The sequence below is a fragment of the Streptomyces sp. NPDC040410 genome (genome assembly GCF_055595715.1).
In genome coordinates this window covers 286,065-311,251 of the sequence record NZ_JBVIVK010000001.1, presented here as the reverse complement: position 1 = coordinate 311,251, position 25,187 = coordinate 286,065, and the positions used below count along the sequence as shown (strand labels likewise).

Here is a 25,187-nt window from a genome sequence, read left to right as displayed (position 1 = left end):
GCGTGGCGGCGGCCGGCGACGGGCCCTGGCTCGACGACGCGGCCGGACGGCTGGTGCGCCCCTTCACGGTCAGCAACGGCCGCACCCGGCCCAGCATCGCGCTCGACCTCCTGTCGCACGTGATGGCCACCGGCGCCACGCCCCTCGGCTACCTGGGCCCCGAGCACACACAGGTGCTCGACCTGTGCCGGGCGCCCGTCTCGGTCGCCGAGGTCGCCGCTCATCTCAAGCTGCCGGCGGTGGTCACCAAGGTGCTGCTGTCGGACCTCCTCGACGGCGGGGCGCTGACCACCAAGCCCCCCGAGTTCCACCACAACCCGACTGACCGGGCCCTTCTGGAGGCAGTGCTCGATGGACTACGACGACAGCTCTGATGCCTTCCCCACCGCGCTCAAGATCCTCGTGGCGGGAGGTTTCGGAGTAGGCAAGACCACCTTCGTGGGCGCGGTCAGCGAGATCGCGCCGCTCAGCACCGAGGAGCTGCTCACCACGGTCAGCGCCGCGACCGACAACCTCGACGGCATCGAGAACAAGGTCGAGACGACGGTGGCCATGGACTTCGGCCGCATAACCCTCGACCCGGAACACGTCCTGTACCTGTTCGGAACGCCCGGACAGGAGCGGTTCTGGTTCATGTGGGACGAGCTCTCCGAGGGCGCGCTCGGCGCGGTCATCCTCGCCGACACCCGGCGCCTGGAGGAGTGCTTCGCAGCCGTCGACTTCTTCGAGCAGCGCGGCCTGGGGTTCATCGTCGCGATCAACGAGTTCGACGGCTCGTACCGCTACGACCCCGAGGAGGTCCGCGCCGCCATCGACCTCGACCCGGTGATCCCCGTCATCCGCTGCGACGCCCGGATCTCCAGCTCCGGCGTCCAGACCCTGCTCACCCTCGTCCGGCACCTCATCGCCCACGCCCCGGCGCACGCGCCGAGCCACGGCGCCCACATGTGACCCCCGAACACCCGCCACGGAGCCCCTGTATGAGGTACGTCCACAGCGACGGAGCCCGCCCATGAGGTACGACCCGTCGCGCCCGGCCGGCCGTCTGCTGCTCACGCCGGAGGACAAGGAGGCCCCCGCCCGGGCCCTGCGACTGCGCCGGCTGGGTCTGGGGCAGCACCCCGAACCCGCCCTGGACGCCTTCACGGACCGCCTCGCCGAGGCCACCCGCACGCCGTACGCCATGGTCAACTTCATCGACGAGAACGGACAGTTCTTCGCGGGCCTGCACACCCCGCCCGCCGGTCTGGTCGTGAAGAGCGACGGCACCAGGCCCGAGGTCGGCCGCTTCATGCCCCGCGACCACGGGTTCTGCCCCCATGTGGTGGTCCGGCGCAAGGCGCTGGTGCTGGAGGACGTCTGCGACTACCCGAGGTTCGCCGGCAACCCGGTCGTCGACGAGTACGGCATCCGCTCCTACCTCGGCGCTCCCCTCATCGACACCACAGGGATGGTCCTGGGCACCGTGAGCGTCGCCGACATCCAGCCGCGCCCCTGGGGGAAGATGGGTCTGGAGGCCATCAAGTCGACGGCCGCGGACCTCGCGGCGCGGCTGGAGCGGCGGGAGGACGACGGCTTCCCGCTGTGAGTCCCCTGCCGCCGCGTCCGCCGTCGCCGTGGCGCCCGTGCTTCGTCACAGGCCTCGCCAGACGTTGTCGAAGGCCGCGTCCTCGACCTTTCGCCGCTGCCGCACGGCTTCCAGCTCCGTCACCGCGTCGCCGACAGCCGCCAGCACGCTCACGAGCGCGTCGTCCGCGGGGCCGTCCGTCGGCTCGTCACGGATCCCGGCGGCGGCAGCCAGGGCGGCGAGGACGGGCTCACCCGCTGCCCGGCGTTCCTCGGCCTGCCGACGGGCCGGCGAGTCGGCGAGTGTCGTCCGGCCGGTCGGGACCGGAATCCAGCGGCCCCGCGACCGCGTGATCAGGCCGTCCTCTTCCAGGCCGGCGAGATGCGCCGAGTACAGGCCGCGGCCTCGGCGCCACAGCCAGTCCTCGACCGTCTCGTACGGCTTCTGCCGGACGAGGGACGACGCCGCCCGGTCCAACAGGCGGTCGTCCGTTGCCGGTTGCGGGCCGGGCACGATGCGGTCACCGTCCAGGGCGACGGCTTCGGCCTCCAAGAGGTCGATCAGTTCGGCCCCCGCGAGGGCGAGGGACAGATCGCCCGGCTCCACAGGTCGGCCGGGTTCCACGTCCATGGCGACGATCATCAGATCCCGTGCTGTGGTCATCGGGGCTCCGCGTCGGTGTGCCGGCTTCGGGCGGCTTCGTCGGGCAGTGGCTCCCCGGTCCGGACTTACGGAACGGGCGTTGTCCCTGGTGACGCGTCGCCGTCCAGAGGGCGAGTGTTCGAGGGGCGAGTGTCGTACGACCACCATCTCGTGCGGGAGGCAGATCCGCACCACGGCGGCGGCCCCGGCCCGCCGAGGATCACGACGGCGGCTGGTACCAGGGCACGGTGGCATCTGTGGCGGAGCGTCGGGGCGACGGCGCACCCGGTGTCCGGCCGACGGACACGCGCAGCCTCCCGGCCCGCCGGGCAGGGCCCGACGTGGAGCTGCGCCGACTGCGGTACTTCGGCGCGGTCGCCGGGGAACCGAACTCCGGCCGGGCCCCCGAGCGGCTCCTCATCGCCGGACCCTCGCTCTCCCGGCAGCTCAAGGGCGCTCGAACGCGACCTGGGTGTCCGGCGGTTCGACCGCGACCGTCGCTAGGTGTCCTTCGCCCCGGCCGGTGCCACGCCCGCGCCGGGTCCCGCCTCGACCGACCGCCGGGGGGAGGGGGCACGGTGCCGCGCGGGCGGCACACCCAAGGGGCCGGGTGCGGGGCGACCCGGTCGCCGCGCGCGGCAGGAGTCGTACGAGAAGTGCCGCCGCCGGACCCGGAGCTGACCGCCTGCATCGAGCCGGGGGCGGGTGTGAAGCAAAGCTGTGGCGCCGCTTAAGAAATCCTCGATGGACCGGGGTGCCGCCGGTACGGCAGATTGCTACGCGATCCCACCCCTCTCCCCGGAACGGGCTTCTTCGGCATGCCCGGACCCGGGACCTCACCCACAGGAGCCGTAGCGTTGAAGGCGCTGGTCAAGGAGAAGGCCGAGCCCGGGCTGTGGCTCGCGGACGTCCCGGAACCCGCCGTCGGACCCGGCGACGTGCTGATCAAGGTGTTGCGGACCGGTATCTGCGGCACCGATCTGCACATCCGGTCCTGGGACGGCTGGGCGCAGCGGGCGATCCGCACCCCGCTCGTGCTCGGGCACGAGTTCGTCGGCGAGGTCGTGGAGACCGGCCGGGACGTCACCGACATCAAGGCGGGCGACCGGGTCAGCGGCGAGGGCCACCTGGTGTGCGGCAAGTGCCGCAACTGCCAGGCCGGCCGCCGGCACCTGTGCCGGGCCACGGTCGGACTCGGCGTCGGCCGGGACGGCGCGTTCGCCGAGTACGTGGCGCTGCCCGCGTCCAACGTGTGGGTGCACCGGGTTCCCGTGGATCTCGACGTGGCGGCGATCTTCGACCCGTTCGGCAACGCGGTGCACACCGCGCTGTCGTTCCCGCTGGTGGGCGAGGACGTCCTGATCACCGGTGCCGGCCCGATCGGCCTGATGGCGGCGGCCGTCGCCCGGCACGCGGGTGCCCGGAACGTCGTCGTCACGGATGTGAGCGAGGAACGGCTGGAGCTGGCCCGGAAGATCGGTGTGAGCCTGGCGCTGAACGTCTCGGACGCCACGATCGCCGACGGACAGCGGGAGCTGGGGCTGCGCGAGGGCTTCGACATCGGCCTGGAGATGTCCGGCCGTCCGGAGGCGATGCGCGACATGATCGCCAACATGACCCACGGCGGCCGGATCGCGATGCTCGGCCTGCCGGCCGAGGAGTTCTCCGTCGACTGGGCTCGGATCGTCACCTCGATGATCACCGTCAAGGGCATCTACGGGCGGGAGATGTTCGAAACCTGGTACGCGATGTCCGTGCTTCTGGAGGGCGGCCTCGACCTCGCCCCCGTGATCACCGGCCGGTACGGTTACCGCGACTTCGAGGCGGCGTTCGCCGACGCGGCGAGCGGCCGCGGCGGCAAGGTCGTCCTGGACTGGAGCGCGTAGGCCGTGAACCGCGTAACTCCCTTTCCGCGCAAGCACTTTTAGGAGCTTTCCGATGTTCGACTCCGTGCGCGACGACCTCCGCGCCACCCTCGACGAGATCCGTGCCGCCGGCCTGCACAAGCCCGAGCGTGTGATCGGCACGCCACAGTCCGCGACCGTGCAGGTCACCGCGGGCGGCCGTGCCGGCGAGGTGCTCAATTTCTGCGCCAACAACTACCTCGGCCTCGCCGACCACCCCGAGGTCGTCGCCGCCGCCCACGCGGCCCTGGACCGCTGGGGCTACGGCATGGCGTCCGTCCGCTTCATCTGCGGCACGCAGGAGGTGCACAAGCAACTGGAGTCACGCCTGTCCGCCTTCCTCGGCCAGGAGGACACGATCCTCTACTCCTCCTGCTTCGACGCCAACGGCGGTGTCTTCGAGACGCTGCTCGGCGAGGAGGACGCGGTGATCTCCGACGCGTTGAACCACGCGTCGATCATCGACGGCATCCGCCTGTCGAAGGCCCGCCGCTTCCGGTACGCCAACCGCGATCTGGCGGATCTGGAGGCGAGGTTGAAAGAGGCGTCCGACGCGCGGCGCCGTCTGATCGTCACCGACGGCGTCTTCTCCATGGACGGCTATGTCGCACCCCTCCGCGAGATCTGCGACCTCGCCGACCGTTACGACGCCATGGTCATGGTCGACGACTCGCACGCCGTCGGCTTCGTCGGCCCCGGCGGGCGCGGCACCCCCGAGCTGCACGGCGTCATGGACCGCGTGGACATCATCACCGGCACCCTCGGCAAGGCGCTCGGCGGCGCCTCCGGCGGCTACGTCGCCGCCCGCGCGGAGATCGTCGCCCTGCTGCGCCAGCGCTCCCGCCCCTACCTCTTCTCGAACACCCTCGCCCCCGTGATCGCTGCGGCCTCGCTGAAGGTGCTCGACCTGCTGGAGTCGGCGGACGACCTGCGCGTCCGTCTGGCCGAGAACACGGCCCTGTTCCGCCGTCGCATGACGGAGGAGGGCTTCGACGTCCTGGCCGGCGACCACGCCATCGCGCCGGTGATGATCGGCGACGCGGCAAAGGCGGGCCGCCTGGCCGAGCTGCTCCTGGAGCGAGGCGTGTACGTGATCGGCTTCTCCTACCCGGTCGTGCCGCAGGGCCGGGCCCGCATCCGCGTGCAGCTGTCCGCCGCGCACTCCACGGACGACGTCGACCGGGCCGTGGACGCCTTCGTCGCGGCCCGCGCCGAGCTCGAAGGCTGAGCTGCCCCGACATATTGCGATAATCGATCCATGATCGAAGCGCGGCGGCTCCACATCCTCCGTGCGGTGGCCGACCACCGTACGGTGACGGCGGCTGCCGCCGCGCTGTACCTCACGCCGTCGGCGGTGTCCCAGCAGCTCACCGCGCTGGAGCAGGAGACCGGCCACCGTCTGGTCGAGCGCGGCGCGAAGGGCGTCCGGCTGACCCCGGCCGGCGAGATCCTGCTCAGCCACACCAACGCGGTCCTCGCCCAGCTGGAGCGGGCGGAGGCGGAACTGGCCGCGTACGGCTCGGGCGCGGCCGGCACGGTCACGGTCGCCTCCTTCGCGACCGGTATCGCCCTGGTCGTCGCGCCCGCGGTGGCCCGCCTCGCCGTGTCGGCGCCCGGCATCCGCATCCGCGTCCAGGACGCCGAGGGCGACGCCAGTCTGCCGATGGTCCTCGACCGGCAGGTCGACGTCGCCGTCGCCGTCGAGTACCGCGGGGCCCCGCCGGCCGACGACCCGCGGCTGAGCCACTTGCCGCTGTACGCCGAGCCCTTCGACGCGGTGGTCCCGGTGAGCCACCGATTGGCCGGCGCGAGCGACGTGCCGTTGGCCGAGCTGGCCAAGGACTCCTGGATCGGCCCCTACCCGGGCAACCCCTGTCATGACGTGGTCGTCCTGGCCTGCGAGGCCGCCGGCTTCCAGCCGCGTATGGAGCACAGTTCGGACGACTTCCGCGCGGTCGTGGCACTGGCGTCCGCCGACGCGGGAGTGGCACTGGTGCCCCGCTCGGCGCTGCGCGGCATGGACCTCGCGGGGGTGGTCGTGCGTCCGGTCGACGGTGTGGCGCCGACCCGCCGGGTGTTCGCCGCCGTACGGCGGGGGGCCGAGGAGCATCCGCTGATCCGTCCCGTGCTGGAGGCGCTGGGAGAGGCCGCGCGGGCGTGAGCCTCCCGTAACAACGGCGTTTCATATCTGGGATAGCGTCCCAGATATGAAACAAGCAGAGAGTGCACCCGCTCCTGATCCGGTCGACTCCATGCTGGGCACCCGCCTCGCCGAACTACGGGCAGAACGCGGCTGGTCACTCGGGGAACTGGCGGAGCGCAGCGGGGTGAGCCGGTCGACCCTGTCCCGGGCCGAGCGCGCGGAGATCAGCCCCACCGCCTCGCTCCTCAACCGCCTGTGCGGCGTCTACGGGCGCACCATGTCCCAGCTGCTCAGCGAGGTCGAGGCCGAGCCCGCGCCGCTGGTGCGGGCCGCCGAGCAGCCGGTGTGGGAGGACCGGGCCTCCGGGTTCGTACGACGGTCCGTGTCCCCGCCGCACTCCGGGCTGCGCGGCGAACTCGTCGAGGGACGGCTCGCCGTCGGCGCCGACATCGCCTACGACCGCCCGCCCGTGCCCGGCCTGGAGCAGCACATCTGGGTCCTGGACGGGGCGCTCGACGTGATCGCGCAGGACGTCGGGCACCGTCTCGACACCGGGGACTGTCTGCGGCTGCGCGTGTGGGGGCCGACGCGCTTCCGGTGCGCCGGCCCCGGGGAGGCGCGGTATGTGCTGGCGGTGGTGCTGCCGTGATCGTGACCCGGCTGGACGACGCTCACCTGCGCTCGCGTGTGGACGAGTTGGCCGGTCTGCTGGTCGACACCGTCGACGGCGGCGCCTCGGTCGGCTTCCTCGCGCCGCTCCACCACGCGGCGGCCGTCACCTGGTGGAAGGGGCGTGCCGGCCCGGTGCGCGCCGGGCAGCTCGCCGTATGGGCGGCGTACGACGGCTCCCGGGTGGTCGGCACCGTCAGCCTGGCCTTCGCCGACAAGCCCAACAGCCGCCACCGCGCGGAGCTGGTCAAGCTGATGGTGCACCGGGACGCCCGTGGTCGGGGGCTCGGCCGCAGACTCCTGACCACCGTCGAGGAGGCGGCCGTCGCGGCGGACGTCACCCTGCTCCACCTGGACACCGAGACCGACAGCCCCGCCGAGCACCTCTACCGCTCGGCCGGCTGGACCCGGGCAGGCGTGATCCCCGACTACGCGGCGGACCCGGCCGGAGTGCTGCGGCCGACGACGCTCTACTACAAGCACGTGGGTGCGACGGGAGCAGTCGCGGCTGCCGGTACGGGCGCCGGCGCGGGTCCGGGGGCTCCCGCCGGGTGACTGTCAGTGGCAGCGGCTACGGTGCCTGTCATGCCGGACGCCGAAGACGTACGCCGTATCGCCCTGTCCCTCCCGGACACGACGGAGAAGATCGCCTGGAGCATGCCCACGTTCCGGGTGGCGGGCAAGATGTTCGCCACGCTGCCCGAGAACGAGACCTCCCTCGCCGTGCGCTGCCCGAAGGAGGAGCGTGACGAACTGGTCCTGGCGGAGCCGGAGAAGTTCTGGATCGCGGACCACGAGGCCCAGTTCGCCTGGGTGCGGGCCCGCCTCGCCGCGATCGAGGACGAGGGTGAACTGCGGGACATCCTCGCCGACTCCTGGCGCCAGGCGGCGCCGCCCCGACTCGTCGACGCCTACCCCGAGTTGGGCCTGCCGGGCGCCGGGTGACCGTCCCCTCGCCCGCCGCGGCGCCCCGGCTGTCCGCCGGTCACGAACAAAGGAGTGCGCGATCACCGACCCGAGTGCGGTATTGTTTCCATGCACGCTCGGCCAGGGAAAACACCAGGTCAGACGGGCATCGGGACGTGGCGCAGCTTGGTAGCGCACTTGACTGGGGGTCAAGGGGTCGCAGGTTCAAATCCTGTCGTCCCGACTTGCGAAGTAGCAGGTCAGAGGCCGTATCGGAGCAGTCCGATACGGCCCTCTCGCTGTCCCGCCTCAGAGGGCGCTCTCGTGTGCCCGCGATGGCTCCGGGATCCCCGGAGGCAGCCGGCGCGCCCGTGTGACGGTCGACTCCCACAGCCGTTCGTGGTGTCGGCCGGCTCGACGCGGCGCGTCACGACCCGGTTGAGCTCACGTGCCCGGAACCGCGCCCCGTCGAGGCTCACCGGTGAACCGAGTCCCCGTCATGTCCGCGTGCTCGAACGCCTTGCCGCGCGGATCGGCGAAGCCGCTGTCGCCCGTCGGCGGTCAGACCAGGGCACGAGCAGTGCCCACCCGGATCAGTGGTGCCTTCGTCCGACATCCGACGCTGCCTCTCGGCCGTTCCGGGTTCGACCGGACGACATGAGCGATTTGCAGCGATATGTGCTTGATGTTGCTCTTCGCAATGCTTAGCGTCGCCGGAAGAGGAACCGCTGCGGGGTGTGAGTCCCGTGTCACCGTCCCGGAAGCGAGGTGTGGAGCGCGTGCACGTGAGGTGCGGCTGCCGGCCCATTTCGGGGAGAAAGGCGCGTCCCAAGGGGATGCGGCGGCTGCGGGCGTTCGCCGTGCTGCCGTTGCTGGCATCGGTGCTCGCCGCCTGCGGCGGCGACGAGGGCACCGGCCGGCCGACCCTCAACTGGTACAACTTCCCCGACGACTCCGGTGCGCTGCAGAAGGCGGCCGACAGGTGCAGCCAGGCATCCGGCGGCCGCTACCGGATCGTCTACAACAAACTCCCGCGCGCCGCCGACGGCCAGCGCCAGCAGCTCGTCCGCAGGCTCGCCGCCGAGGACGACTCGATCGACATCCTGGGCCTGGACGTCACCTGGGCGGCGGAGTTCGCCGAGGCCCGCTGGATCCGTGAGTGGACGGGGGCGGCGAGGCGGCAGGCCACCGAGGGCACCCTGCGGGTACCGCTGCAAACCTCGACCTGGAAGCGCAGGCTGTACGCCGTCCCGTACAACACCAACACCCAACTCCTCTGGTACCGCAAGGACTTGGTGCCTACCCCGCCCAGGACCTGGGCCGAGATGCTGGACATGTCCCGTAAGCTCGCCCAGCAGGGCAAGCCGCACTTCGTGGAGATCCAGGGCGCCCAGTACGAGGGCCTGACCGTCTGGTTCAACACACTGATCAACAGCGCGGGCGGCTCCATCCTCAACCGCAGCGCCACCGAGCCCTCCCTCGGCCCTCCCGCTGTGCGGGCCGCCGGGATCATGCGCGAGCTGGCGAACTCTCCGGCCGCGGACCCCTCCCTGTCCAACCAGATGGAGGACCAGAACCGGCTGGCCATGGAGGCGGGGACGGCGGCGTTCGAGCTCAACTACCCGTTCGTCTATCCGTCGATGAAGGCCAACAACCCCGAGCTGTTCAAGAACTTCCGCTGGGCGCCGTACCCCCGGGTCGACGCGAACCGCCCGTCACGGCCCACCATCGGCGGCATCGACCTGGCCGTGAGTGCCTACTCGCGCCACCCCGGCCTGGCCTTCGAGGCGGCCCTGTGCCTGCGCAACCGGGAGAACCAGCTCACCGCCGCGATCGACGGCGGCCTGCCGCCGACCCTGCGTGCCCTGTACGACGAGCCGGCGCTCATCAAGCAGTACCCGTTCGCCAAAGAGGTTCTGGCCGCCCTGGAGACTGCGAGCGTCCGCCCGCTCACTCCGGCCTACCAGAACATCTCGATCGCGATCTCCCACACGCTGTCCCCGCCGTCCGGGATCAAGCCGGTGAGCTCGGTCAACACCATCAGGGAACAGATCGACGAGGCTCTGCGATCCGAGGGCGTGATCCCGTGAACCACCTCCACCTCCACCACCCCGCCGGCCGGTCACCCCGCGCGCGGGTCTCACCCCCGGGCGGTCCGAGATGAGTATGCAGGCGGAACCGGCCGGAGCCCCGCCGCCCCCGGAGGCGGAGCAGACACGCAAGGGACCCGCGGCGCTCTCGGTCGGCGCCCGGCAGGAGCGGCGGCTCGGCTGGCTGCTGTGCGCACCGGCCGTCGTCGTCATGCTCGCGGTGACCGCCTACCCCATCGGATACGCCATCTACCTCTCCCTCCAGCGCTACGACCTGCGCTTCCCGGGACAGGCGAAGTTCGTGGGCCTGAGCAACTACGGGGCGGTGCTGACCTCCCCGTTCTGGTGGGACGCCTTCTGGGTCACGCTGTTCATCACCGTGGTGTCCGTGGTCATCGAACTGGTCCTCGGCATGGGGCTCGCGCTGGTGATGCACCGCACGATCTTCTGGCGCGGCGTGGTCCGCACGTCGGTCCTGATTCCGTACGGCATCGTCACCGTGGTCGCCGCCTTCTCCTGGCAGTACGCCTGGACCCCGGATCTCGGCTACCTCGCCGAGCTGCTGCCCAGCGGAGACGCCCCGCTGACCGAACAGTGGCCTGCCCTGTGGCTGATCATCCTCGCCGAGGTGTGGAAGACGACACCGTTCATGGCCCTGCTGCTGCTCGCGGGCCTCGCCCTGGTCCCCGAGGAGACCCTGAAGGCGGCCATGGTGGACGGCGCCACCCCCTGGCAGCGCTTCACCAAGGTCATGGTGCCGCTGATGAAGCCGGCCATCCTGGTGGCCCTGCTCTTCCGCACCCTGGACGCGTTCCGGATCTTCGACAACATCTACATCCTGACCGCGGGCGCCCAGGGAACCGGCTCCGTGTCGATCCTCGGGTACGACAACCTGTTCACCGCGCTGAACCTGGGCATCGGGTCGGCGATCTCGGTCCTGATCTTCATCTGCGTCGGGATCATCGCCTTCACCTTCGTCAAGCTGTTCGGCGCGGCCGCACCCGGCGCGGAGGTGAAGCGCTGATGGCCGCCGTAGGCAAGACGCATGCCACCCGCTGGGGTGTCCTGAACGTGGTGGTGGTGCTGTACGCCCTGTTCCCGGTGTGGTGGATCGCCGCGCTGTCGTTCAAGGACCCCAGCACCCTCACCGACGGCGACTACATCCCCAGGGACTGGACCTGGGAGAACTACCGGGGCATCTTCGAGACCTCGGAGTTCACCCGGGCGCTCGTCAACTCGATCGGTATCGCCCTGATCGCCACGGTGATCGCGGTGGCGCTGGGCACGATGGCCGCCTACGCGGTGGCCAGGCTGCGGTTCCCCGGCAAAAAGGTGCTCATCGGCATGTCTTTGCTGATCGCGATGTTCCCGCCGATCTCCCTCGTGTCACCGCTGTTCAACATCGAGCGGATCATCGGGATCTTCGACACCTGGATCGGGCTGATCATCCCGTACATGACCTTCTCCCTGCCGCTCGCGATCTACACCCTGTCGGCGTTCTTCCGGGAGATCCCCTGGGACCTGGAGAAGGCGGCCAAGGTGGACGGGGCCACACCCGCGCAGGCCTTCCGGATGGTCATCGTGCCGCTGGCCGCGCCCGGCGTGTTCACCACGGCCATTCTCGTGTTCATCTTCTGCTGGAACGACTTCCTGTTCGCGATCTCGCTGACCTCCACCGAGTCCGCGCGTACCGTGCCGGCGGCGATCGCGTTCTTCACCGGCAGCTCGCAGTTCCAGCAGCCCACCGGGTCGATCGCCGCCGCCGCGGTGGTGATCACCATCCCGATCATCTTGTTCGTTCTGTTCTTCCAGCGACGGATCGTCGCCGGACTGACCTCCGGGGCGGTCAAGGGATGACCCCGAAGGCATGAAGGCAAGGAGGCACCACCCATGGCCGAGATCGTCCTTGAGGGAGTCACCAAGCGTTTTCCCGACGGATCCCTCGCCGTCAAGGACGTGGACCTCGACATCGCCGACGGCGAGTTCGTGATCCTGGTCGGTCCGTCCGGATGCGGCAAGTCCACCACCCTGAACATGATCGCCGGACTCGAGGACATCACCGACGGCACGCTGCGCATCGGTGACCGGGTCGTCAACGACCTTGCACCCAAGGAACGCGACGTCGCCATGGTGTTCCAGAGCTATGCCCTGTACCCGCACATGACCGTCCGGGAGAACATGGGCTTTCCGCTGCGCTTGGCCAAGGTGGACAAGGCCACCATCAACACCAAGGTCGAGGAGGCCGCCCGGGTTCTCGACCTGGCCGAGCACCTGGACCGCAAGCCCGCCAACCTCTCGGGCGGCCAGCGCCAGCGCGTGGCCATGGGGCGGGCGATCGTGCGTGACCCCAAGGCGTTCCTGATGGACGAGCCGCTGTCCAACCTGGACGCCAAACTCCGGGTGCAGATGCGCACCCAGATCTCCCGGATCCAGCGGCGCCTCGGTACCACCACCGTGTACGTCACCCACGACCAGACCGAGGCGATGACCCTCGGCGACCGGGTCGTGGTCATGAGGACGGGCCTGGTCCAGCAGATCGGCACGCCCGCGGACCTCTACGACCACCCGCGCAACCTGTTCGTCGCGGGCTTCATCGGCTCCCCGGCGATGAACTTCCTGAATGCCACCCTGGAGAACGGTGTCCTGCGCTCGCCCCTGGGCGACCTGCCCCTGGACGACCGTACGCGGCAGGCGCTGGAACGGCAGAACGCGCCCCGCGAGCTCATCGTCGGGCTGCGGCCCGAGGCGTTCGAGGACGCGGCCCTCTCGCACGACCGGGAGCGGGGCGGCCCCGTCTACACCGCCACCGTTGACGTACTGGAGTCGCTGGGCTCCGACGTGTACGTCTACTTCAGCGCGGAGGGCGGGCCCGTGACCACCGCCGAACTCGAGGAGCTCGCCACGGACTCGGGCCTGCGCGACACCGGCGCCGAGGCCGGCCAGCAGATCGTGGCCCGCCTGGACGCCGCCACGCGCGCCCGCGAAGGCGAACCCGTGGAGCTGCAGGTCGACATGGGCAAGGCCCATGTGTTCGACCCCGCGACCGGAGCGAACCTCACACATCCGGAGAGCGTCGGCTGACGATGCGTCACCGCATCGGCGTCTTCGTCGGGTCCAGGACCCCGGCCTGACCGGTCGGGGCCCTCGCCCGGGTCTGCGCGGCCGGTGACGAACGGTCCCGCCCGGCGACAGCCGCCTCGTCTGCCTCCCCGCGCTGCTCCGGCGCTAGTCCCGCACCGGATTCCGTACCTCTCGGCCAGGCTGCTCAGGCTGCGCGCGCCCGGTGTGCCGTCCCCTGACGACGGGCCCCGTGGGGAGGGGGTGGCCGTCCGGCTTCTCGCCGGGACGTGGGGCGCCGTTCCGCACCCGGTGGGAGAGCGGCTTGCGCAGGCTGTTCTCGCCCCTGGCAACGAACGTGGGAAGCCACGACGGTGGGGGATGCGTTTACACTGTGTAACAGGAGCATTCAGGGCATACCGGGAGCATCATGTCCCGTCCGCGCATTCTCCTTCCGGTGCTCGCTCTGGCACAGGTGCTGTTGTTCGCATCCCCCGCTTGGGGACAGGGCGAGGAGGTCCCGCACGGCCGGGGGTTCGGAGCACGGCTGCTGCAGGCGCTGATCGACGGCATCCAGTTCGGCGTGATCATCGCCATCACCGCCGTCGGGCTGTCACTGATCTTCGGCACCATCCACCTGATCAACTTCGCGCACGGCGAGTTCGTCACGATCGGCGCCACGTTCGCGTTCTTCCTCAACGTCTCCCCGGCGGGCCCGGGGTGGCACCTCGTGCCGGCCACGATCGCGGCCGTCCTCGTCGGTGCGCTGCTGGGCGCGGCCGTGGACCGCACCATCTGGCGCCCCCTGCGGGCACGGGGCACCGGGCTGATCAACCTGTTCATCGTCACGATCGGACTGTCCCTGCTGCTGCGGCACATCGTGCTCGTCCTGTACGGGACACGGCCCGCCTCCTTCGCCCAGTACGACATCCAGAAGGCGTTCGACTGGGGGCCGGTCGGCATCACCCCGCGGGACCTCACGGTCACCCTGCTCTCCGTCCTCGTGCTGCTCGGCGTCGCCGTCCTGCTGCAGCGGACCCGGGTCGGTACGGCCGTCCGCGCCGTCTCCGTCAACCGCGATCTCGCGGAGGCCTCGGGCATCGACGTTCAGCGGGTGGTGCTGTTCGTGTGGATGCTCGGCGGCGGCCTGGCCGCCCTCGGCGGGGTCTTCCTGGGTCTGGTGGAGATCATCACCTGGGACATGGGGTTCAAGCTGCTGCTGCTGATGTTCGCCGGGATCATCCTGGGCGGACTGGGCTCCGCCTACGGCGCGATGGTGGGCAGCCTGGTCATCGGGATCGTCGCCCAGGTGTCCAGCCTGTGGTTCCCGGTCGACCTTCAGTACGCCTGGGCGCTGCTGGTCCTCATCGTCGTGCTGCTCGTCCGGCCGCAGGGCATCCTCGGCCGCCGCGAACGCGTGGGATGAGGAGGCGGGCCCATGGACTGGTCGGTCATCTTCTCCGACGCACTGCGGTCCGGCATCGGTCCGATCGCCGCCGTCTACGCGCTCGCCGCGATGGGGCTGAACCTGCACTTCGGCTACACCGGCCTGCTCAACTTCGGCCAGGTCGGCTTCATGCTGGTGGGCGGCTACGGGCTGGCGGTCACGGTGGCGACGTACGACGGGCCCATGTGGCTCGGGGTGCTGGCCGGACTCGCCTGCGCCGTCGTGCTGGCCCTCCTGCTGGGTGTCCCCACGCTCCGGCTGCGGGCCGACTACCTCGCGATCACCACCATCGCCGCCGGGGAGACGCTCCGGCTGTTCTACCGCTCCAGCTGGGCCGAGGACGTCACCGGCGGGGTGTTCGGCCTGCAGAGGTTCGCGAGTGACTTCTACGACCTCAGCCCGATACCGCGGGGCACCTACGGGGTGTGGCGGGTGGAGTTCAACTCCCGTGACGTGTGGGTGCTCATCATCGGATGGGGACTGGTGGCGGTGGTCGCGGTACTGCTCGCCCTGCTGGTGCACAGCCCGTGGGGCCGCGTCATCCGCTCCATCCGCGACGACGAGAACGCCCCCCGCAGCCTCGGCAAGAACGTCTACGCGTACAAGATGCAGAGCCTGGTCCTGGGCGGAGTGATCGGGGCGGTCGCGGGCATGCTGCAGGCCATCCAGGTGCAGTCGGTGAACCCCGACAGCTTCGACCCGGCCGTCACGTTCTTCCTGTACACGCTGCTCGTGCTGGGGGGTGCCGGGCGGATCCTGGGGCCGGTCATCGGCTCCATCCTGTTCTGGTTCGTGCTCAGCTTCCTCGACAGCGCGCTGCGGCAGGCCATCGACGCCGGCTACATCTCGTCCGACGTGATCAGCACGTCCGAGATCGGGGCCGTGCGCTTCGCGCTGGTCGGCCTCGCCCTGATCCTGCTGATCGTGTTCCGGCCGCAGGGCATCCTCGGCAGCCGGAAGGAGATGCTGCTCAGTGAGCGATGATCAGGCACCCCCCACGGGCGGGTCCGCCGCGGCCGGCCCGCGGCTCGCCGGGACAGCGCCCGAGCCGGGGGCACCCAAGCCGGACGCGCTGCTCGTCCTGGACCGGGTTACCCGCAGCTTCGGCGGACTCGCCGCCGTACGGGTGGAACACCTGGAGGTGCAGCGAGGGGCCATCACGGCGCTCATCGGCCCGAACGGCGCCGGCAAGACGACGCTGTTCAACATCGTGAGCGGATTCGACCGGGCCGACGGCGGCCACTGGTGGTTCGACGGGCATCCCCTCGCCGGCCGCCCCGCGCACCGGGTGGCGCGGCACGGCCTGGTCCGTACGTTCCAGCTCACCAGGGTCATTCCCCGGCTGTCCGTGCGGGAGAACATGATGCTCGCGGCCTCCGGACAACGCGGCGAGAAGCTGCTGCCCGCACTGCTGCGGCCGCTGTGGCACGGGCAGGAGCGGGAGGCCCGGCGCAGGGCGGACGAGCTGCTGGAGCGGTTCAGGCTCGGGCAGCTCCGCGACGACTACGCCGGCACCCTGTCGGGAGGACAGCGCAAACTCCTCGAGCTGGCCCGCGCGCTGATGGCCCGGCCCGTCATGGTGCTGCTCGACGAGCCGATGGCCGGCGTCAACCCGGCGCTGACCCAGAGCCTGCTCGGACACATCACCGAGCTGCGGGACGAGGGAATGACCGTCTGCTTCGTCGAACACGACATGGACGTGGTGATGGGCATCAGCGACTGGGTGGCCGTCATGGCCGACGGCCGGCTGGTGGCGGAGGGCCCACCGCACACGATCGCCCGGAACCCCGACGTCGTGGACGCCTATCTGGGCAGACGGCACGACGAACCAGGAACGCCCCGAGGCCAGGAGTGACGCTCATGCCCACCGACGACCAGGTACCGATGCTGACGGCCGAGGGCATCGTCGCCGGTTACCTCCCAGGAGTCGACGTGCTGCGCGGATGCAGTGTCCGGGTGGACCCCGGCGAACTGGTCGGTGTGATCGGCCCCAACGGAGCCGGAAAGTCGACCCTGATCAAGGCGGTCTTCGGCCTGCTGCGCGTGCGCGGGGGGACGGTACGGCTGCTCGGCGAGGACGTCACCAACCGGCCCGCGCACGAGCAGGTCCGCCGGGGCGTGGGATACGTACCGCAGCTGCAGAACGTCTTCCCGGCGCTGACCGTCGAGGAGAACCTCCGGATGGGTATCTATCTGCGGCCCAAGGCCTTCGCCGGGCGGGCCGCGGAGCTGGAGGAGCTCTTCCCCGTGCTGGCCGCCCGCCGCAAGCAGAAGGCCGGATCCATGTCGGGCGGCGAGCGGCAGATGCTGGCCATGGCACGGGCGCTGATGATGGAGCCACGGCTGCTGCTGCTCGACGAGCCGTCGGCGGGCCTGTCCCCGGCCCATCAGGACCTCGTGTTCGAGCGGGTGAAGGAGATCAACGGCGCGGGAGTCGCCGTGCTCATGGTCGAGCAGAACGCCCGCCGATGCCTGCAGATCTGCCACCGCGGCTACGTTCTCGACCAGGGCCGGAACGCGTACACCGGTACGGGGCCGCGTCTGCTGCGCGACGAGAAGGTGATCGAGCTCTATCTCGGCACCCTCGCCCGCGTCCGCTGATCTCCTCGGCTCGTCGTCTCAGTCCTGGGCGGTGCTCACCTCGGTGCGGACGGTGCGCAGCTTGCCCTGGTCGTCATAGGCGTACACCTCGATCGTGGCCCGGCCCGGTTCACCCTTGTCGGTGAAGTCCAGCGGACCGCTCACTCCGTCGTAGTCGATGTCCCTCCCGGCCGCGATCAGCTTCTTGCACGCGGCGAACGTGTTGCACTTCTCGCCGTCCTTGGTGACCCCGACCATCTCCTTGGAGAAATCCTCAGGGTTGTCCGACTTGGCCTGCTCAGTGGCGAGGGCGATGGTCGTCGCACAGTCGAACACCTGCGGCGCGAACTGCAGCTCCCTGAGTTTGGGCGCGAACTTCTTGAGATCCTTCACGAACTGCGCGTTGGACGCCGACGCGGGCGCCGTCCCCTTCATCCCGGCGAGCCGCTGCGGGTTGCCGGGGGCGACGATCGACGGCAGTTCCTCACTGCGCAGGCCGTCGGCGCCGTAGACGCCGACCTGGTCGGGACCGAGGCCCGCCTCGATCAGCGCCTGCAGTACCTGTGCGCCCTCCTCGAACGCGATCACCGCGACCGCGTCAGGATTGGAGTCCTTGGCCTTCTGCACGATCTGGTCGAAGTTCGTCGCCTTCGGGTCGTAGGTCTCCGCGAGCGTCACGGTCGCGCCGGCGTCCTCCAGTTCCTGCTTGGTGGAGTCGACCAGGCCGCGCCCGTAGTCGTCGGCCCGTCCGATCAGTGCCACCCGGTTGTGGCCGTCCCCGCGTATCAGCTTCGCCAGGACCGGCGCCTGGAGCACGTCGCTCGGCGCGGTGCGGAAGTAGAACCCGCCGTCGTCGTAGTCGGTGAAGGTGGGTGCCGTGTTAGACCCCGAGCACTGGACCACGCCGGCTCCCGTCACCCGGTCGATGAATGCCAGCGACATCCCGGAGGCCGCCGCGCCGATGATCGCGTCCACGCCGGACGCGAGGACCCGGTCGGCCGACTCTGCCGCGACGGCTTCCTGACCGGCTTCGTCGCCGCCGACCGGCGTCGGAACCGGCTCGCCGAGGACACCGCCCGCGTCGTTCATCGTCTTGATCGCGAACTTCAGGGACTCGATCTGCGGCGGCCCGAGGAAGGCGAGCTGACCGGTCTCCGGCAGCACGTAGCCGAACTTGAGCTCACCGTCTTCGTCGGCCGGGGCCACGGCCCCGGCACTGCCGGTCGCGCCGACGGCCGCCCCCAGCAGGGCCGCCGCGCCTGCGAAGATCGCGAACCGTTGCACTGACGCTTTCATGTCCGCCTCCTCTCGGTGAGGCGGACGTCGGTCGAGGGGCCGGCCGGCGCCCGCCCTCACTACAGAGGGTAAGACTTGCAGGTCGCGGGCGGCGAGGGCCGACCCTGCTGCGGCCGCCGGGCGGTCAAGCGGCAACGGTCCGGGAACCGGGCCGCCGGCTGAGAAAAACGCTTGGACTCCGGCGGCGCCGTCGCGGGACACTGCGACTTCACTCGACAACACAGGGTTTGGGATGGGATCGCCTGAATCGCGCAAGTCCTTACCGGGCAGGGGCTCGGTGCTCCTCGCACTCCGTTACTACGGACGGGAGTTGTCCCGTCTCCGCCGGCTGGCCGTACCCGCGATGCTGCTGCCGGCGCTGGGCAACACAGGCATCGCCTACATCGCGCCGCTGGTCGTGGCGAAGCTCGTCGGCCGGATCGCCGACGACGACGCCGGAATCACGATCGGCGCGACGCTGCCCTACGTCCTCGGTTTCGCCGGTGTCCTGCTGCTCGCGGAGGCGCTGTGGCGCCTCGGTCTGCACTGCCTGAACCGCCTCGACGGCCTCGGCATCGAGCATCTGTACGTGATCGGCATGGACGAGCTGTTCGCCAAGGACGCCGCGTTCTTCCACGACAACTTCGCGGGGTCGCTGACCAAGCGGGTGCTGAGCTTCGCCTCCCGCTTCGAGGAGTGCGTCGACACCCTGACGTTCCAGGTCGTGGGCAGTCTCGTGCCCCTGCTGTTCGGCTCGGTGGTCCTGTGGAGCTACGAACCGCTGCTCGTGGTCGGGCTCCTGGTGATGATCGCACTGACGGCACTGTGCGTGGTGCCCCTCATCCGTCGCCGCCAGGCGCTGGTCGACCAGCGTGAGGAGGCGATCGCCCGGGTGTCGGGCCACGTCGCCGACAGCCTGATGAACATGGACACGGTCCGGGCGTTCGCCGCCGAGGAACGTGAGGCCGCGGAACACCGGGCCCGCGTCGCGGAGTCGCGGCGGCTCATGCTGAGGTCGTGGGACTACGGCAATCTGCGCATCGACACGCTGGTCGCGCCGATGTCGGTGCTGACCAACGCGCTGGGCCTGCTGCTCGCCGTCACGCTCGGCGGGGGAGGGCACGGCGTGGAGGCGGTCGTCGTCGCCTTCACCTACTACAGCAACGCGACGCGGATCATGTTCGAGTTCAACCAGATCTACCGCCGTCTGGAGAGCTCGATGACTGAGGCCGCCCAGTTCACCGAGCTGCTGCTGACACCGCCGACCGTGCTCGACCCGGCGCTGCCGGAGCCTGTGCCGTCGGGGGCCGCCGACGTCCGCTTCGAGCGGGTGACCTTCGCCCACGGGGGCGCGGAGCCGCTGTTCGAGGGCCTCGACCTGGCCGTCCCCAGCGGGACGAAGATCGGTCTCGTCGGCCGGTCCGGCGGAGGCAAGACCACGCTCACCCGGCTGCTGCTGCGGATGACGGACATCGACGCCGGCCGGATCCTGATCGCAGGCCAGGACATCAGCAAGCTGCGCCAGGCCGACCTGCGCAGTCTGCTCGCCTACGTGCCGCAGGACCCGGCGATGTTCCACCGCACGCTGCGGGACAACATCGCGTTCGCCCGGCCGGACGCCACCGAGGCCGAGATCCGCCGCGCGGCCGAGGCGGCACACGTCACGGAGTTCGCCGACGCACTGCCGGAGGGCTTCGACACCATGGTGGGCGAGCGCGGCGTCAAGCTGTCCGGCGGACAGCGCCAGCGGGTCGCTCTCGCCCGGGCGATCCTGCGAGACGCGCCGATCCTGCTGCTCGACGAGGCGACCAGCGCCCTCGACTCCGAGAGCGAGATCCTCGTCCAGGAGGCGCTGTGGCGACTCATGGAAGGGCGGACTGCGCTCGTGGTGGCGCACCGGCTGAGCACGGTCGCCACCATGGACCAGCTGGTCGTCCTCGACCGCGGACGGATCGTCGAGCAGGGCACGCACCAGGATCTGCTCGCCTGCGACGGCGCCTACGCCAAGCTCTGGCAGCACCAGTCGGGAGGCTTCCTCGAAGACCGCCCCGCACGGGCCGACCTGCACTGAACCGGGCGACCCGGACCACGGCTCAGACGAACTGCACCTCTGCCCACCTGCTGGTTCCGCCCGGGTGCACGTGTATGCCGCACCGGGCGGACAGCGCGTGGACGATGCCGAGGCCGCGGCCGTGCTCGTCCGGGTCGACGGCGGAAGCCGCCAGCGCGGCCGGGGCCGCGGGCCCGTTGTCGGTCACCTCGACGCGTACGGCGCCGTCCCGGTCCACATGGTTCCGCGAGAGCGTCAGCGTCGCCGGGGGCACGGCGTGCACGATCGCGTTGGTGAGCAGCTCCGAGACCACCAGCAGCACATCCTCGGCGACGTCCGCGGCCAGGCTCCAGTCGGTGAGGACCCTGCGCACGCTTCGACGTACGGCCGAGACGGCGCCCGGGGCGTGCGGAAGCGGGAAGACGTGTTCGACTTCCCCGTGCGGCGCGGCGTCGAGCTGCGCTGTTGTCATTGTGCCCTCCTCCAAGGGGAAGTGTTGCCCCCGGCCGTGTGCCGAGCTCATAGCACGCTAAGGAGGGAGAAGCCGTGAGTCAACGAACAGGGGTCGGCATTATCGAACGACAGTCCCGAATGGGGAAGATTCGGACTACCATCGCTACATGGCCGGCCCAGTCCAGTCCATAGAGCGGGCGGCGGCGATCCTGCGTCTGCTCGCCAGTGGATCCCGCCGGCTTGGGCTGGGCGAGGTGGCCTCGTCGCTGGGGCTGGCGAAGGGCACCGCCCACGGCATTCTGCGCACCCTACAGCACGTCGACTTCGTGGAGCAGGACGCGGCGACCGGAAAGTACCAGCTCGGGGCCGCACTGCTGCACCTCGGGACCAGTTACCTCGACGTCAACGAACTGCGCTCGCGCTCCATCAACTGGGCCGACGCCCTGGCCGCCCGCAGTGGAGAGGCGGTCCGCCTGGGGACGCCGCTGGAGGGCAAGGTGCTCGTCATCCACCACGTCTTCCGGCCGGACGACACCCTCCAGACCCTGGACGTCGGCGCACTGCTGCCGCTGCACGCCTCCTCGCTCGGCAAAGTCCTCCTGGCCTTCGGGACCACCCCGGTCGAGCCCGTGCTGGAGAACGAACCGGAGGCGTACACCCGCCACACCCTGGTCCACCCGGAGCAGCTCAACCGGGCGCTCGGCGAGATACGGGACTTCGGCTGGGGTGCCGAGGTCCAGGAGATGAGCATGGGCGAGGCCGGAATCGCCGCGCCCATCCGGGGGCACGGCGGTCTGGTGGTGGGCGCGATCGGAGTGTCAGGCCCCGTCGAGCGGATCTGTGACACCAAAGGCCGGCCTATGCCGGCCCTGATCACCGTGCTGCGGGAGGCGGCACGCGCGATCTCCAGAGACCTGGGCGCGGCCCGCTGGTAGGTCCCCAGCACCTCCGCGACGCATCGGAAGGCAGGGCCGATCATGGTGGAACGGTATGTGATGTCCATCGACCAGGGCACCACGTCCACGCGATGCATCCTGTTCGACCACGGCGGGCGGCTGGTGTCGGTCGCCCAGCGGGAGCACGAGCAGTACTTCCCCCGGCCCGGCTGGGTCGAGCACGACGCGGTCGAGATCTGGCGCAACCTCCAGCGCGTCGTACCCGAGGCCCTGTCGAACGCCCGTATCGACGCGGGACAGATCTCCGCCATCGGGATCGCCAACCAGCGCGAGACGACAGTGCTCTGGGACCGGCGGACGGGGATCCCCCTGGGCAGGGCGATCGTCTGGCAGGACACCCGCACCGCCCCGCTCGTCGAGGAGCTGAGGAGAGAGCCCGGAGACGACTTCTTCCTCGAACACTGCTGCCTCCCTCCTTCGACCTACTTCTCCGCACCCCGTATCCGCTGGCTGTTCGAGAACGTCGACGGGCTGGAGAAGCGCGCCTGGGACGGCGAGGTGCTGTTCGGCACCATCGAGAGCTGGCTGATCTGGAACCTCACCGGCGGTACGAACGGCGGCCTGCACATCACCGACGCCACCAACGCCAGCCGCACCATGCTCATGGACATCCGGACGCTGACCTGGGACGAAGCGCTGATGGACTTCTTCGGGGTGCCGCGCCCCATGCTGCCGGAGATCCGGTCCTCGGCCGAGGACTACGGCGAGGCCCGTGCGCTGCTGCCGGGCGTCCACATCACAGCCGCCCTCGGTGACCAGCAGGCGGCCCTGTTCGGACAGACCTGCTTCTCGCCCGGCGAGGCGAAATGCACCTACGGGACCGGCAGCTTCCTGGTGATGAACACAGGCACCGACCTCGTACGTTCCCGGCACGGGCTCCTCACCACGGTCGCGTACAAGATCGCGAACCAGCCCACGGTCTACGCCCTGGAAGGCCCGATCGCCGTCACCGGCTCGCTGGTGCAGTGGTTCCGCGACCGTCTGGGCCTGATCCACAGCGCTCCCGAGATCGAGACGCTGGCGCGCACCGTCGAGGACAACGGCGGCTGCTACATCGTCCCGGCGTTCTCCGGTCTGTTCGCACCCCACTGGCGCAGCGACGCCCGGGGCGTCATCGTCGGCCTCACCTCGTACATCACGAAGGGCCATCTGGCCCGAGCCGTCCTGGAGGCCACCGGCTGGCAGACGCGGGAGGTCGTCGACGCCATGAACGCCGACTCGGCGCTCGCCCTGAAGCAACTCAAGGTGGACGGCGGCATGACCTCCGACCACCTGCTCATGCAGATCCTCGCCGACGTGCTCGACGTTCCCGTCGTACGGCCCCTCGTCCACGAGACGGTGTCGCTGGGCGCGGCCTACGCGGCCGGACTCGCGGCCGGCTACTGGCCGGACCTGCAGGTCCTGCGCCGCAAATGGCACATGGCCGCCCAGTGGCTGCCGGACATGGACCCCGAACGGCGGGAGTGGGAGTACGAATCCTGGCAGCGGGCCGTCGAGCGGTCCCTGGGGTGGATCCGGCCGCCGAGGCGAAAAGGGGGGAGCGAGCCGGACGGCTGAGTCCAGGTCCCGGCGGCCGTCGGTCGGCGGGACCCGGGTGTGGCCCGCTCAGCTCTGCGGCTGCACGATGTCGACCATCCAGGCGATGCCGAAGCGGTCCGTGCACATGCCGAACACGTCGCCCCACATCTGCTTCTCCAGCGGGACGGACACGGAGCCGCCGGCGGACAGCTGCTCCCAGTAGCCGCGCAGCTCGGCGTCGTCGTCACCGCTGACGCTCACCGCGAAGTTGCTGCCCGGCGTGTGCTCCATGCCCGGAGGTGCGTCGGCACCCATCAGGGTGAAGCCGCTGTCGGTCTCCAGCATGCCGTGCATGATGTTGTCGGCCCCCGGGGCGTCCTTCTGGCCGAAGTCCCCGAAGGTGTTGAGCTTGAGGGTGCCGCCGAAGACCTCCTTGTAGAACTCCATCGCCTGCCGGGCGTCGCCGCCGAAGCTGAGATACGGGTTGAGTCGCGAGGCCATGAAAACCTCCTGAAACGGGCAAACGGTCTTCTCCGGGCACACTAGCGCGGGCCGCCGGCATCGGCCCGCCCGCGCCGGCAGGACGTGGGGCTTACGGCGATCATCACCCGGCCGGCGAGCGGTGGTCGCGCCGGAGCATGCCGCCCGGCAGCATCAGCTGGACGCCCTGGGTGTCCTGGCAGACGGGGGAGCGGTGGCCCTGGCGGTCGCCGGCGTCGTGTGCCTGACTGGAAGGAGCCGACGGAAGGAGAACCGTCATGAGCACCCTGCCCAACGAGCGATCCCCCAGGAGCACCCCCGAGGGCCTCCTGTGGGAGCCGAGCGAACGCTGGGTGCGCGGACTCAAGGGTGATGTCACCGTCGTCGACAGCCGCCACCCCGTCCTGGTGTGGGAGCCGGCACTGCCCGTTCCCCAGTACGCCTTCCCGCGCGAGGACGTCCGTCAGGACCTGCTGCGCCCGGCGAAGAACCCGCGCACGGGCACCCACACCGGATCGCGGATCTTCTACGACCTCCAGGCCGGCGGCGAACTGCTGGAGAACGCGGCCTGGACCTTCCCCGCCGAGGATCTGGCCGGACACATCGCCTTCGAGTGGTTCCGGCACCGGGGCAACGGCCTCGACCACTGGTACGAGGAGGAGGAAGAGATCTTCATCCACCCCCGCGATCCCCACAAACGCGTGGACGCGATGCCCAGCAGCCGCCATGTCCGGGTCGAGATCGACGGCACGACCGTCGCCGACACCCGCAGCCCGGTGCTGCTCTTCGAGACGTCCCTGCCCACCCGCTACTACTTCCCCCGCGAGGACGTCCGCCTCGACCTGCTCGCCGCCACCGACCACCACACCGGCTGCCCGTACAAGGGCACGGCGAGCTACTGGTCCTGGCGGGGCGAGGCCGACGTACCGCCGAACATCGTCTGGAGCTACCCGGAACCGCTGCCCGGGGTGCGGGCCGTGAAGGGGCTGCTCGCCTTCTACAACGAGGCGGTCGACATCACCGTGGACGGCGAACGCATGGAACGCCCGGTCACCCCGTTCACCGCGATGCTCGCGAAGCGGTGACCGACATGACCGACCGTACGGCCGGCCCGACGCAGGTCGTCGAAGCCGCGTTCCGGGCTCACCTCGCCCAGGACCGCGGCGCCGCCTTCCCCCTCTACGCCGACGAATTCTCCTTCACCAGCCCGCAGGACGACCACATCGACAAGACCGCGTTCTTCGAGCGGTGCTTCCCGACGGCCCACCGGCTGAAGGAGCAGCGGCTGCTCCACGTCACTCCGGCCGACGGCGAACTCGTCTTCGCCCACTACGAGTACGAGCTCACGACGGGCGGCCGGCACCGCAACGTCGAGGCCATCACCGTCCGGGACGGACTCATCCGTCAGGTGCAGGTCTTCTTCGGCGGCAAGGCGTGACGGAAGGAGGAG

General features: G+C 70.3%; 27 protein-coding genes and 1 tRNA gene. 23 read left to right on the top strand and 5 right to left on the bottom strand.

Annotation, left to right across the window (positions count from 1 at the left end):
- The first annotated feature begins 2 nt into the window (after positions 1-2).
- The 3 genes from ACZ562_RS01380 (at position 3) to ACZ562_RS01370 (ending at position 1,588) form a co-directional block, all read left to right on the top strand.
- Positions 3-374, top strand: coding sequence for a DUF742 domain-containing protein (locus tag ACZ562_RS01380; protein WP_471173940.1), 372 nt, complete (start codon positions 3-5; stop codon positions 372-374).
- Complete coding sequence (locus ACZ562_RS01375) at positions 352-951, top strand: GTP-binding protein (protein WP_471172861.1); 600 nt, start codon at positions 352-354, stop codon at positions 949-951. The genes ACZ562_RS01380 and ACZ562_RS01375 overlap by 23 nt, the downstream gene beginning before the upstream one ends.
- Positions 952-1,012: 61 nt before the next feature.
- Positions 1,013-1,588, top strand: coding sequence for a GAF domain-containing protein (locus ACZ562_RS01370; protein WP_471172858.1), 576 nt, complete (start codon positions 1,013-1,015; stop codon positions 1,586-1,588).
- Positions 1,589-1,633: 45 nt separating this feature from the next.
- On the opposite strand, the gene ACZ562_RS01365 is transcribed toward ACZ562_RS01370, so the two are convergent.
- On the bottom strand, positions 1,634-2,230 hold the full coding sequence (locus ACZ562_RS01365; RefSeq protein ID WP_471172855.1) for a GOLPH3/VPS74 family protein: 597 nt from the start codon (positions 2,228-2,230) through the stop codon (positions 1,634-1,636).
- An 836-nt stretch (positions 2,231-3,066) separates the two neighbouring features.
- Here ACZ562_RS01365 and tdh point away from each other — a divergent pair.
- The 15 genes from tdh (at position 3,067) to ACZ562_RS01290 (ending at position 17,026) form a co-directional block, all read left to right on the top strand.
- Complete coding sequence (gene tdh, locus ACZ562_RS01360; RefSeq protein ID WP_471172852.1) at positions 3,067-4,095, top strand: L-threonine 3-dehydrogenase; 1,029 nt, start codon at positions 3,067-3,069, stop codon at positions 4,093-4,095.
- A 52-nt stretch (positions 4,096-4,147) separates the two neighbouring features.
- Complete coding sequence (locus ACZ562_RS01355) at positions 4,148-5,341, top strand: glycine C-acetyltransferase (protein ID WP_471172850.1); 1,194 nt, start codon at positions 4,148-4,150, stop codon at positions 5,339-5,341.
- A gap of 30 nt (positions 5,342-5,371) precedes the next feature.
- Positions 5,372-6,274, top strand: a complete 903-nt coding sequence (locus tag ACZ562_RS01350) for a LysR family transcriptional regulator (RefSeq protein WP_471172848.1) — start codon at positions 5,372-5,374, stop codon at positions 6,272-6,274.
- Positions 6,275-6,320: 46 nt separating this feature from the next.
- The gene (locus tag ACZ562_RS01345; protein ID WP_471172845.1) at positions 6,321-6,905 is read left to right on the top strand and encodes a helix-turn-helix domain-containing protein; all 585 of its coding nucleotides are present in this window, start codon (positions 6,321-6,323) and stop codon (positions 6,903-6,905) included.
- A complete protein-coding gene (locus ACZ562_RS01340; RefSeq protein WP_471172842.1) occupies positions 6,902-7,480 on the top strand; it encodes a GNAT family N-acetyltransferase in 579 nt (192 codons plus the stop codon). The genes ACZ562_RS01345 and ACZ562_RS01340 overlap by 4 nt, the downstream gene beginning before the upstream one ends.
- Before the next feature lie 30 nt (positions 7,481-7,510).
- Positions 7,511-7,870 carry an MmcQ/YjbR family DNA-binding protein gene (locus tag ACZ562_RS01335; RefSeq protein ID WP_471172839.1) on the top strand — a complete coding sequence of 120 codons (360 nt, stop codon included), beginning with the start codon at positions 7,511-7,513 and terminating at the stop codon, positions 7,868-7,870.
- A 131-nt stretch (positions 7,871-8,001) separates the two neighbouring features.
- A tRNA-Pro gene (locus ACZ562_RS01330) sits at positions 8,002-8,075 on the top strand.
- Positions 8,076-8,667: 592 nt separating this feature from the next.
- Positions 8,668-9,921: an ABC transporter substrate-binding protein gene (locus ACZ562_RS01325; protein WP_471172836.1), complete on the top strand. Its 1,254-nt coding sequence runs from the start codon at positions 8,668-8,670 to the stop codon at positions 9,919-9,921.
- A 70-nt stretch (positions 9,922-9,991) separates the two neighbouring features.
- Positions 9,992-10,945 carry a carbohydrate ABC transporter permease gene (locus ACZ562_RS01320; RefSeq protein WP_471172834.1) on the top strand — a complete coding sequence of 318 codons (954 nt, stop codon included), beginning with the start codon at positions 9,992-9,994 and terminating at the stop codon, positions 10,943-10,945.
- A complete protein-coding gene (locus ACZ562_RS01315) occupies positions 10,945-11,778 on the top strand; it encodes a carbohydrate ABC transporter permease (protein ID WP_471172831.1) in 834 nt (277 codons plus the stop codon). Before ACZ562_RS01320 ends, ACZ562_RS01315 begins: the two co-directional genes overlap by 1 nt.
- A gap of 33 nt (positions 11,779-11,811) precedes the next feature.
- Positions 11,812-13,002, top strand: coding sequence for an ABC transporter ATP-binding protein (locus ACZ562_RS01310; protein WP_471172829.1), 1,191 nt, complete (start codon positions 11,812-11,814; stop codon positions 13,000-13,002).
- Positions 13,003-13,408: 406 nt separating this feature from the next.
- Positions 13,409-14,404, top strand: a complete 996-nt coding sequence (locus tag ACZ562_RS01305; protein WP_471172826.1) for a branched-chain amino acid ABC transporter permease — start codon at positions 13,409-13,411, stop codon at positions 14,402-14,404.
- A gap of 12 nt (positions 14,405-14,416) precedes the next feature.
- Positions 14,417-15,409 carry a branched-chain amino acid ABC transporter permease gene (locus ACZ562_RS01300; protein ID WP_471172821.1) on the top strand — a complete coding sequence of 331 codons (993 nt, stop codon included), beginning with the start codon at positions 14,417-14,419 and terminating at the stop codon, positions 15,407-15,409.
- On the top strand, positions 15,399-16,280 hold the full coding sequence (locus ACZ562_RS01295; RefSeq protein ID WP_471172817.1) for an ABC transporter ATP-binding protein: 882 nt from the start codon (positions 15,399-15,401) through the stop codon (positions 16,278-16,280). Before ACZ562_RS01300 ends, ACZ562_RS01295 begins: the two co-directional genes overlap by 11 nt.
- Positions 16,281-16,285: 5 nt before the next feature.
- Positions 16,286-17,026: an ABC transporter ATP-binding protein gene (locus ACZ562_RS01290; RefSeq protein WP_471172815.1), complete on the top strand. Its 741-nt coding sequence runs from the start codon at positions 16,286-16,288 to the stop codon at positions 17,024-17,026.
- Between the two features lie 18 nt (positions 17,027-17,044).
- On the opposite strand, the gene ACZ562_RS01285 is transcribed toward ACZ562_RS01290, so the two are convergent.
- Positions 17,045-18,301, bottom strand: coding sequence for an ABC transporter substrate-binding protein (locus ACZ562_RS01285; protein WP_471172811.1), 1,257 nt, complete (start codon positions 18,299-18,301; stop codon positions 17,045-17,047).
- A gap of 232 nt (positions 18,302-18,533) precedes the next feature.
- Between ACZ562_RS01285 and ACZ562_RS01280 the strand changes: the two genes are divergently transcribed.
- Complete coding sequence (locus ACZ562_RS01280; RefSeq protein WP_471172808.1) at positions 18,534-20,351, top strand: ABC transporter ATP-binding protein; 1,818 nt, start codon at positions 18,534-18,536, stop codon at positions 20,349-20,351.
- Positions 20,352-20,373: 22 nt separating this feature from the next.
- Here ACZ562_RS01280 and ACZ562_RS01275 read toward each other — a convergent pair whose 3' ends face one another.
- A complete protein-coding gene (locus ACZ562_RS01275) occupies positions 20,374-20,802 on the bottom strand; it encodes an ATP-binding protein (RefSeq protein ID WP_471172805.1) in 429 nt (142 codons plus the stop codon).
- 148 nt (positions 20,803-20,950) lie between these two features.
- Here ACZ562_RS01275 and ACZ562_RS01270 point away from each other — a divergent pair, with 148 nt between their 5' ends.
- Entirely contained in the window at positions 20,951-21,718 is a 768-nt protein-coding gene (locus tag ACZ562_RS01270; RefSeq protein WP_471172803.1) for an IclR family transcriptional regulator, read from the top strand.
- A 42-nt stretch (positions 21,719-21,760) separates the two neighbouring features.
- Positions 21,761-23,296 carry a glycerol kinase GlpK gene (gene glpK, locus ACZ562_RS01265; protein WP_471172799.1) on the top strand — a complete coding sequence of 512 codons (1,536 nt, stop codon included), beginning with the start codon at positions 21,761-21,763 and terminating at the stop codon, positions 23,294-23,296.
- A gap of 48 nt (positions 23,297-23,344) precedes the next feature.
- Here glpK and ACZ562_RS01260 read toward each other — a convergent pair whose 3' ends face one another.
- Positions 23,345-23,758, bottom strand: a complete 414-nt coding sequence (locus ACZ562_RS01260; protein WP_471172796.1) for a VOC family protein — start codon at positions 23,756-23,758, stop codon at positions 23,345-23,347.
- 103 nt (positions 23,759-23,861) lie between these two features.
- Positions 23,862-24,017 carry a hypothetical protein gene (locus tag ACZ562_RS01255; protein WP_471172791.1) on the bottom strand — a complete coding sequence of 52 codons (156 nt, stop codon included), beginning with the start codon at positions 24,015-24,017 and terminating at the stop codon, positions 23,862-23,864.
- On the opposite strand from ACZ562_RS01255, the gene ACZ562_RS01250 reads away from it, so the two are divergent.
- Both ACZ562_RS01250 and ACZ562_RS01245 read left to right on the top strand, forming a co-directional pair.
- Entirely contained in the window at positions 24,016-24,822 is an 807-nt protein-coding gene (locus ACZ562_RS01250) for a DUF427 domain-containing protein (RefSeq protein WP_471172788.1), read from the top strand. The genes ACZ562_RS01255 and ACZ562_RS01250 overlap by 2 nt on opposite strands.
- 5 nt (positions 24,823-24,827) lie before the next feature.
- Entirely contained in the window at positions 24,828-25,175 is a 348-nt protein-coding gene (locus ACZ562_RS01245; protein WP_471172786.1) for a nuclear transport factor 2 family protein, read from the top strand.
- Positions 25,176-25,187: the final 12 nt, after the last annotated feature.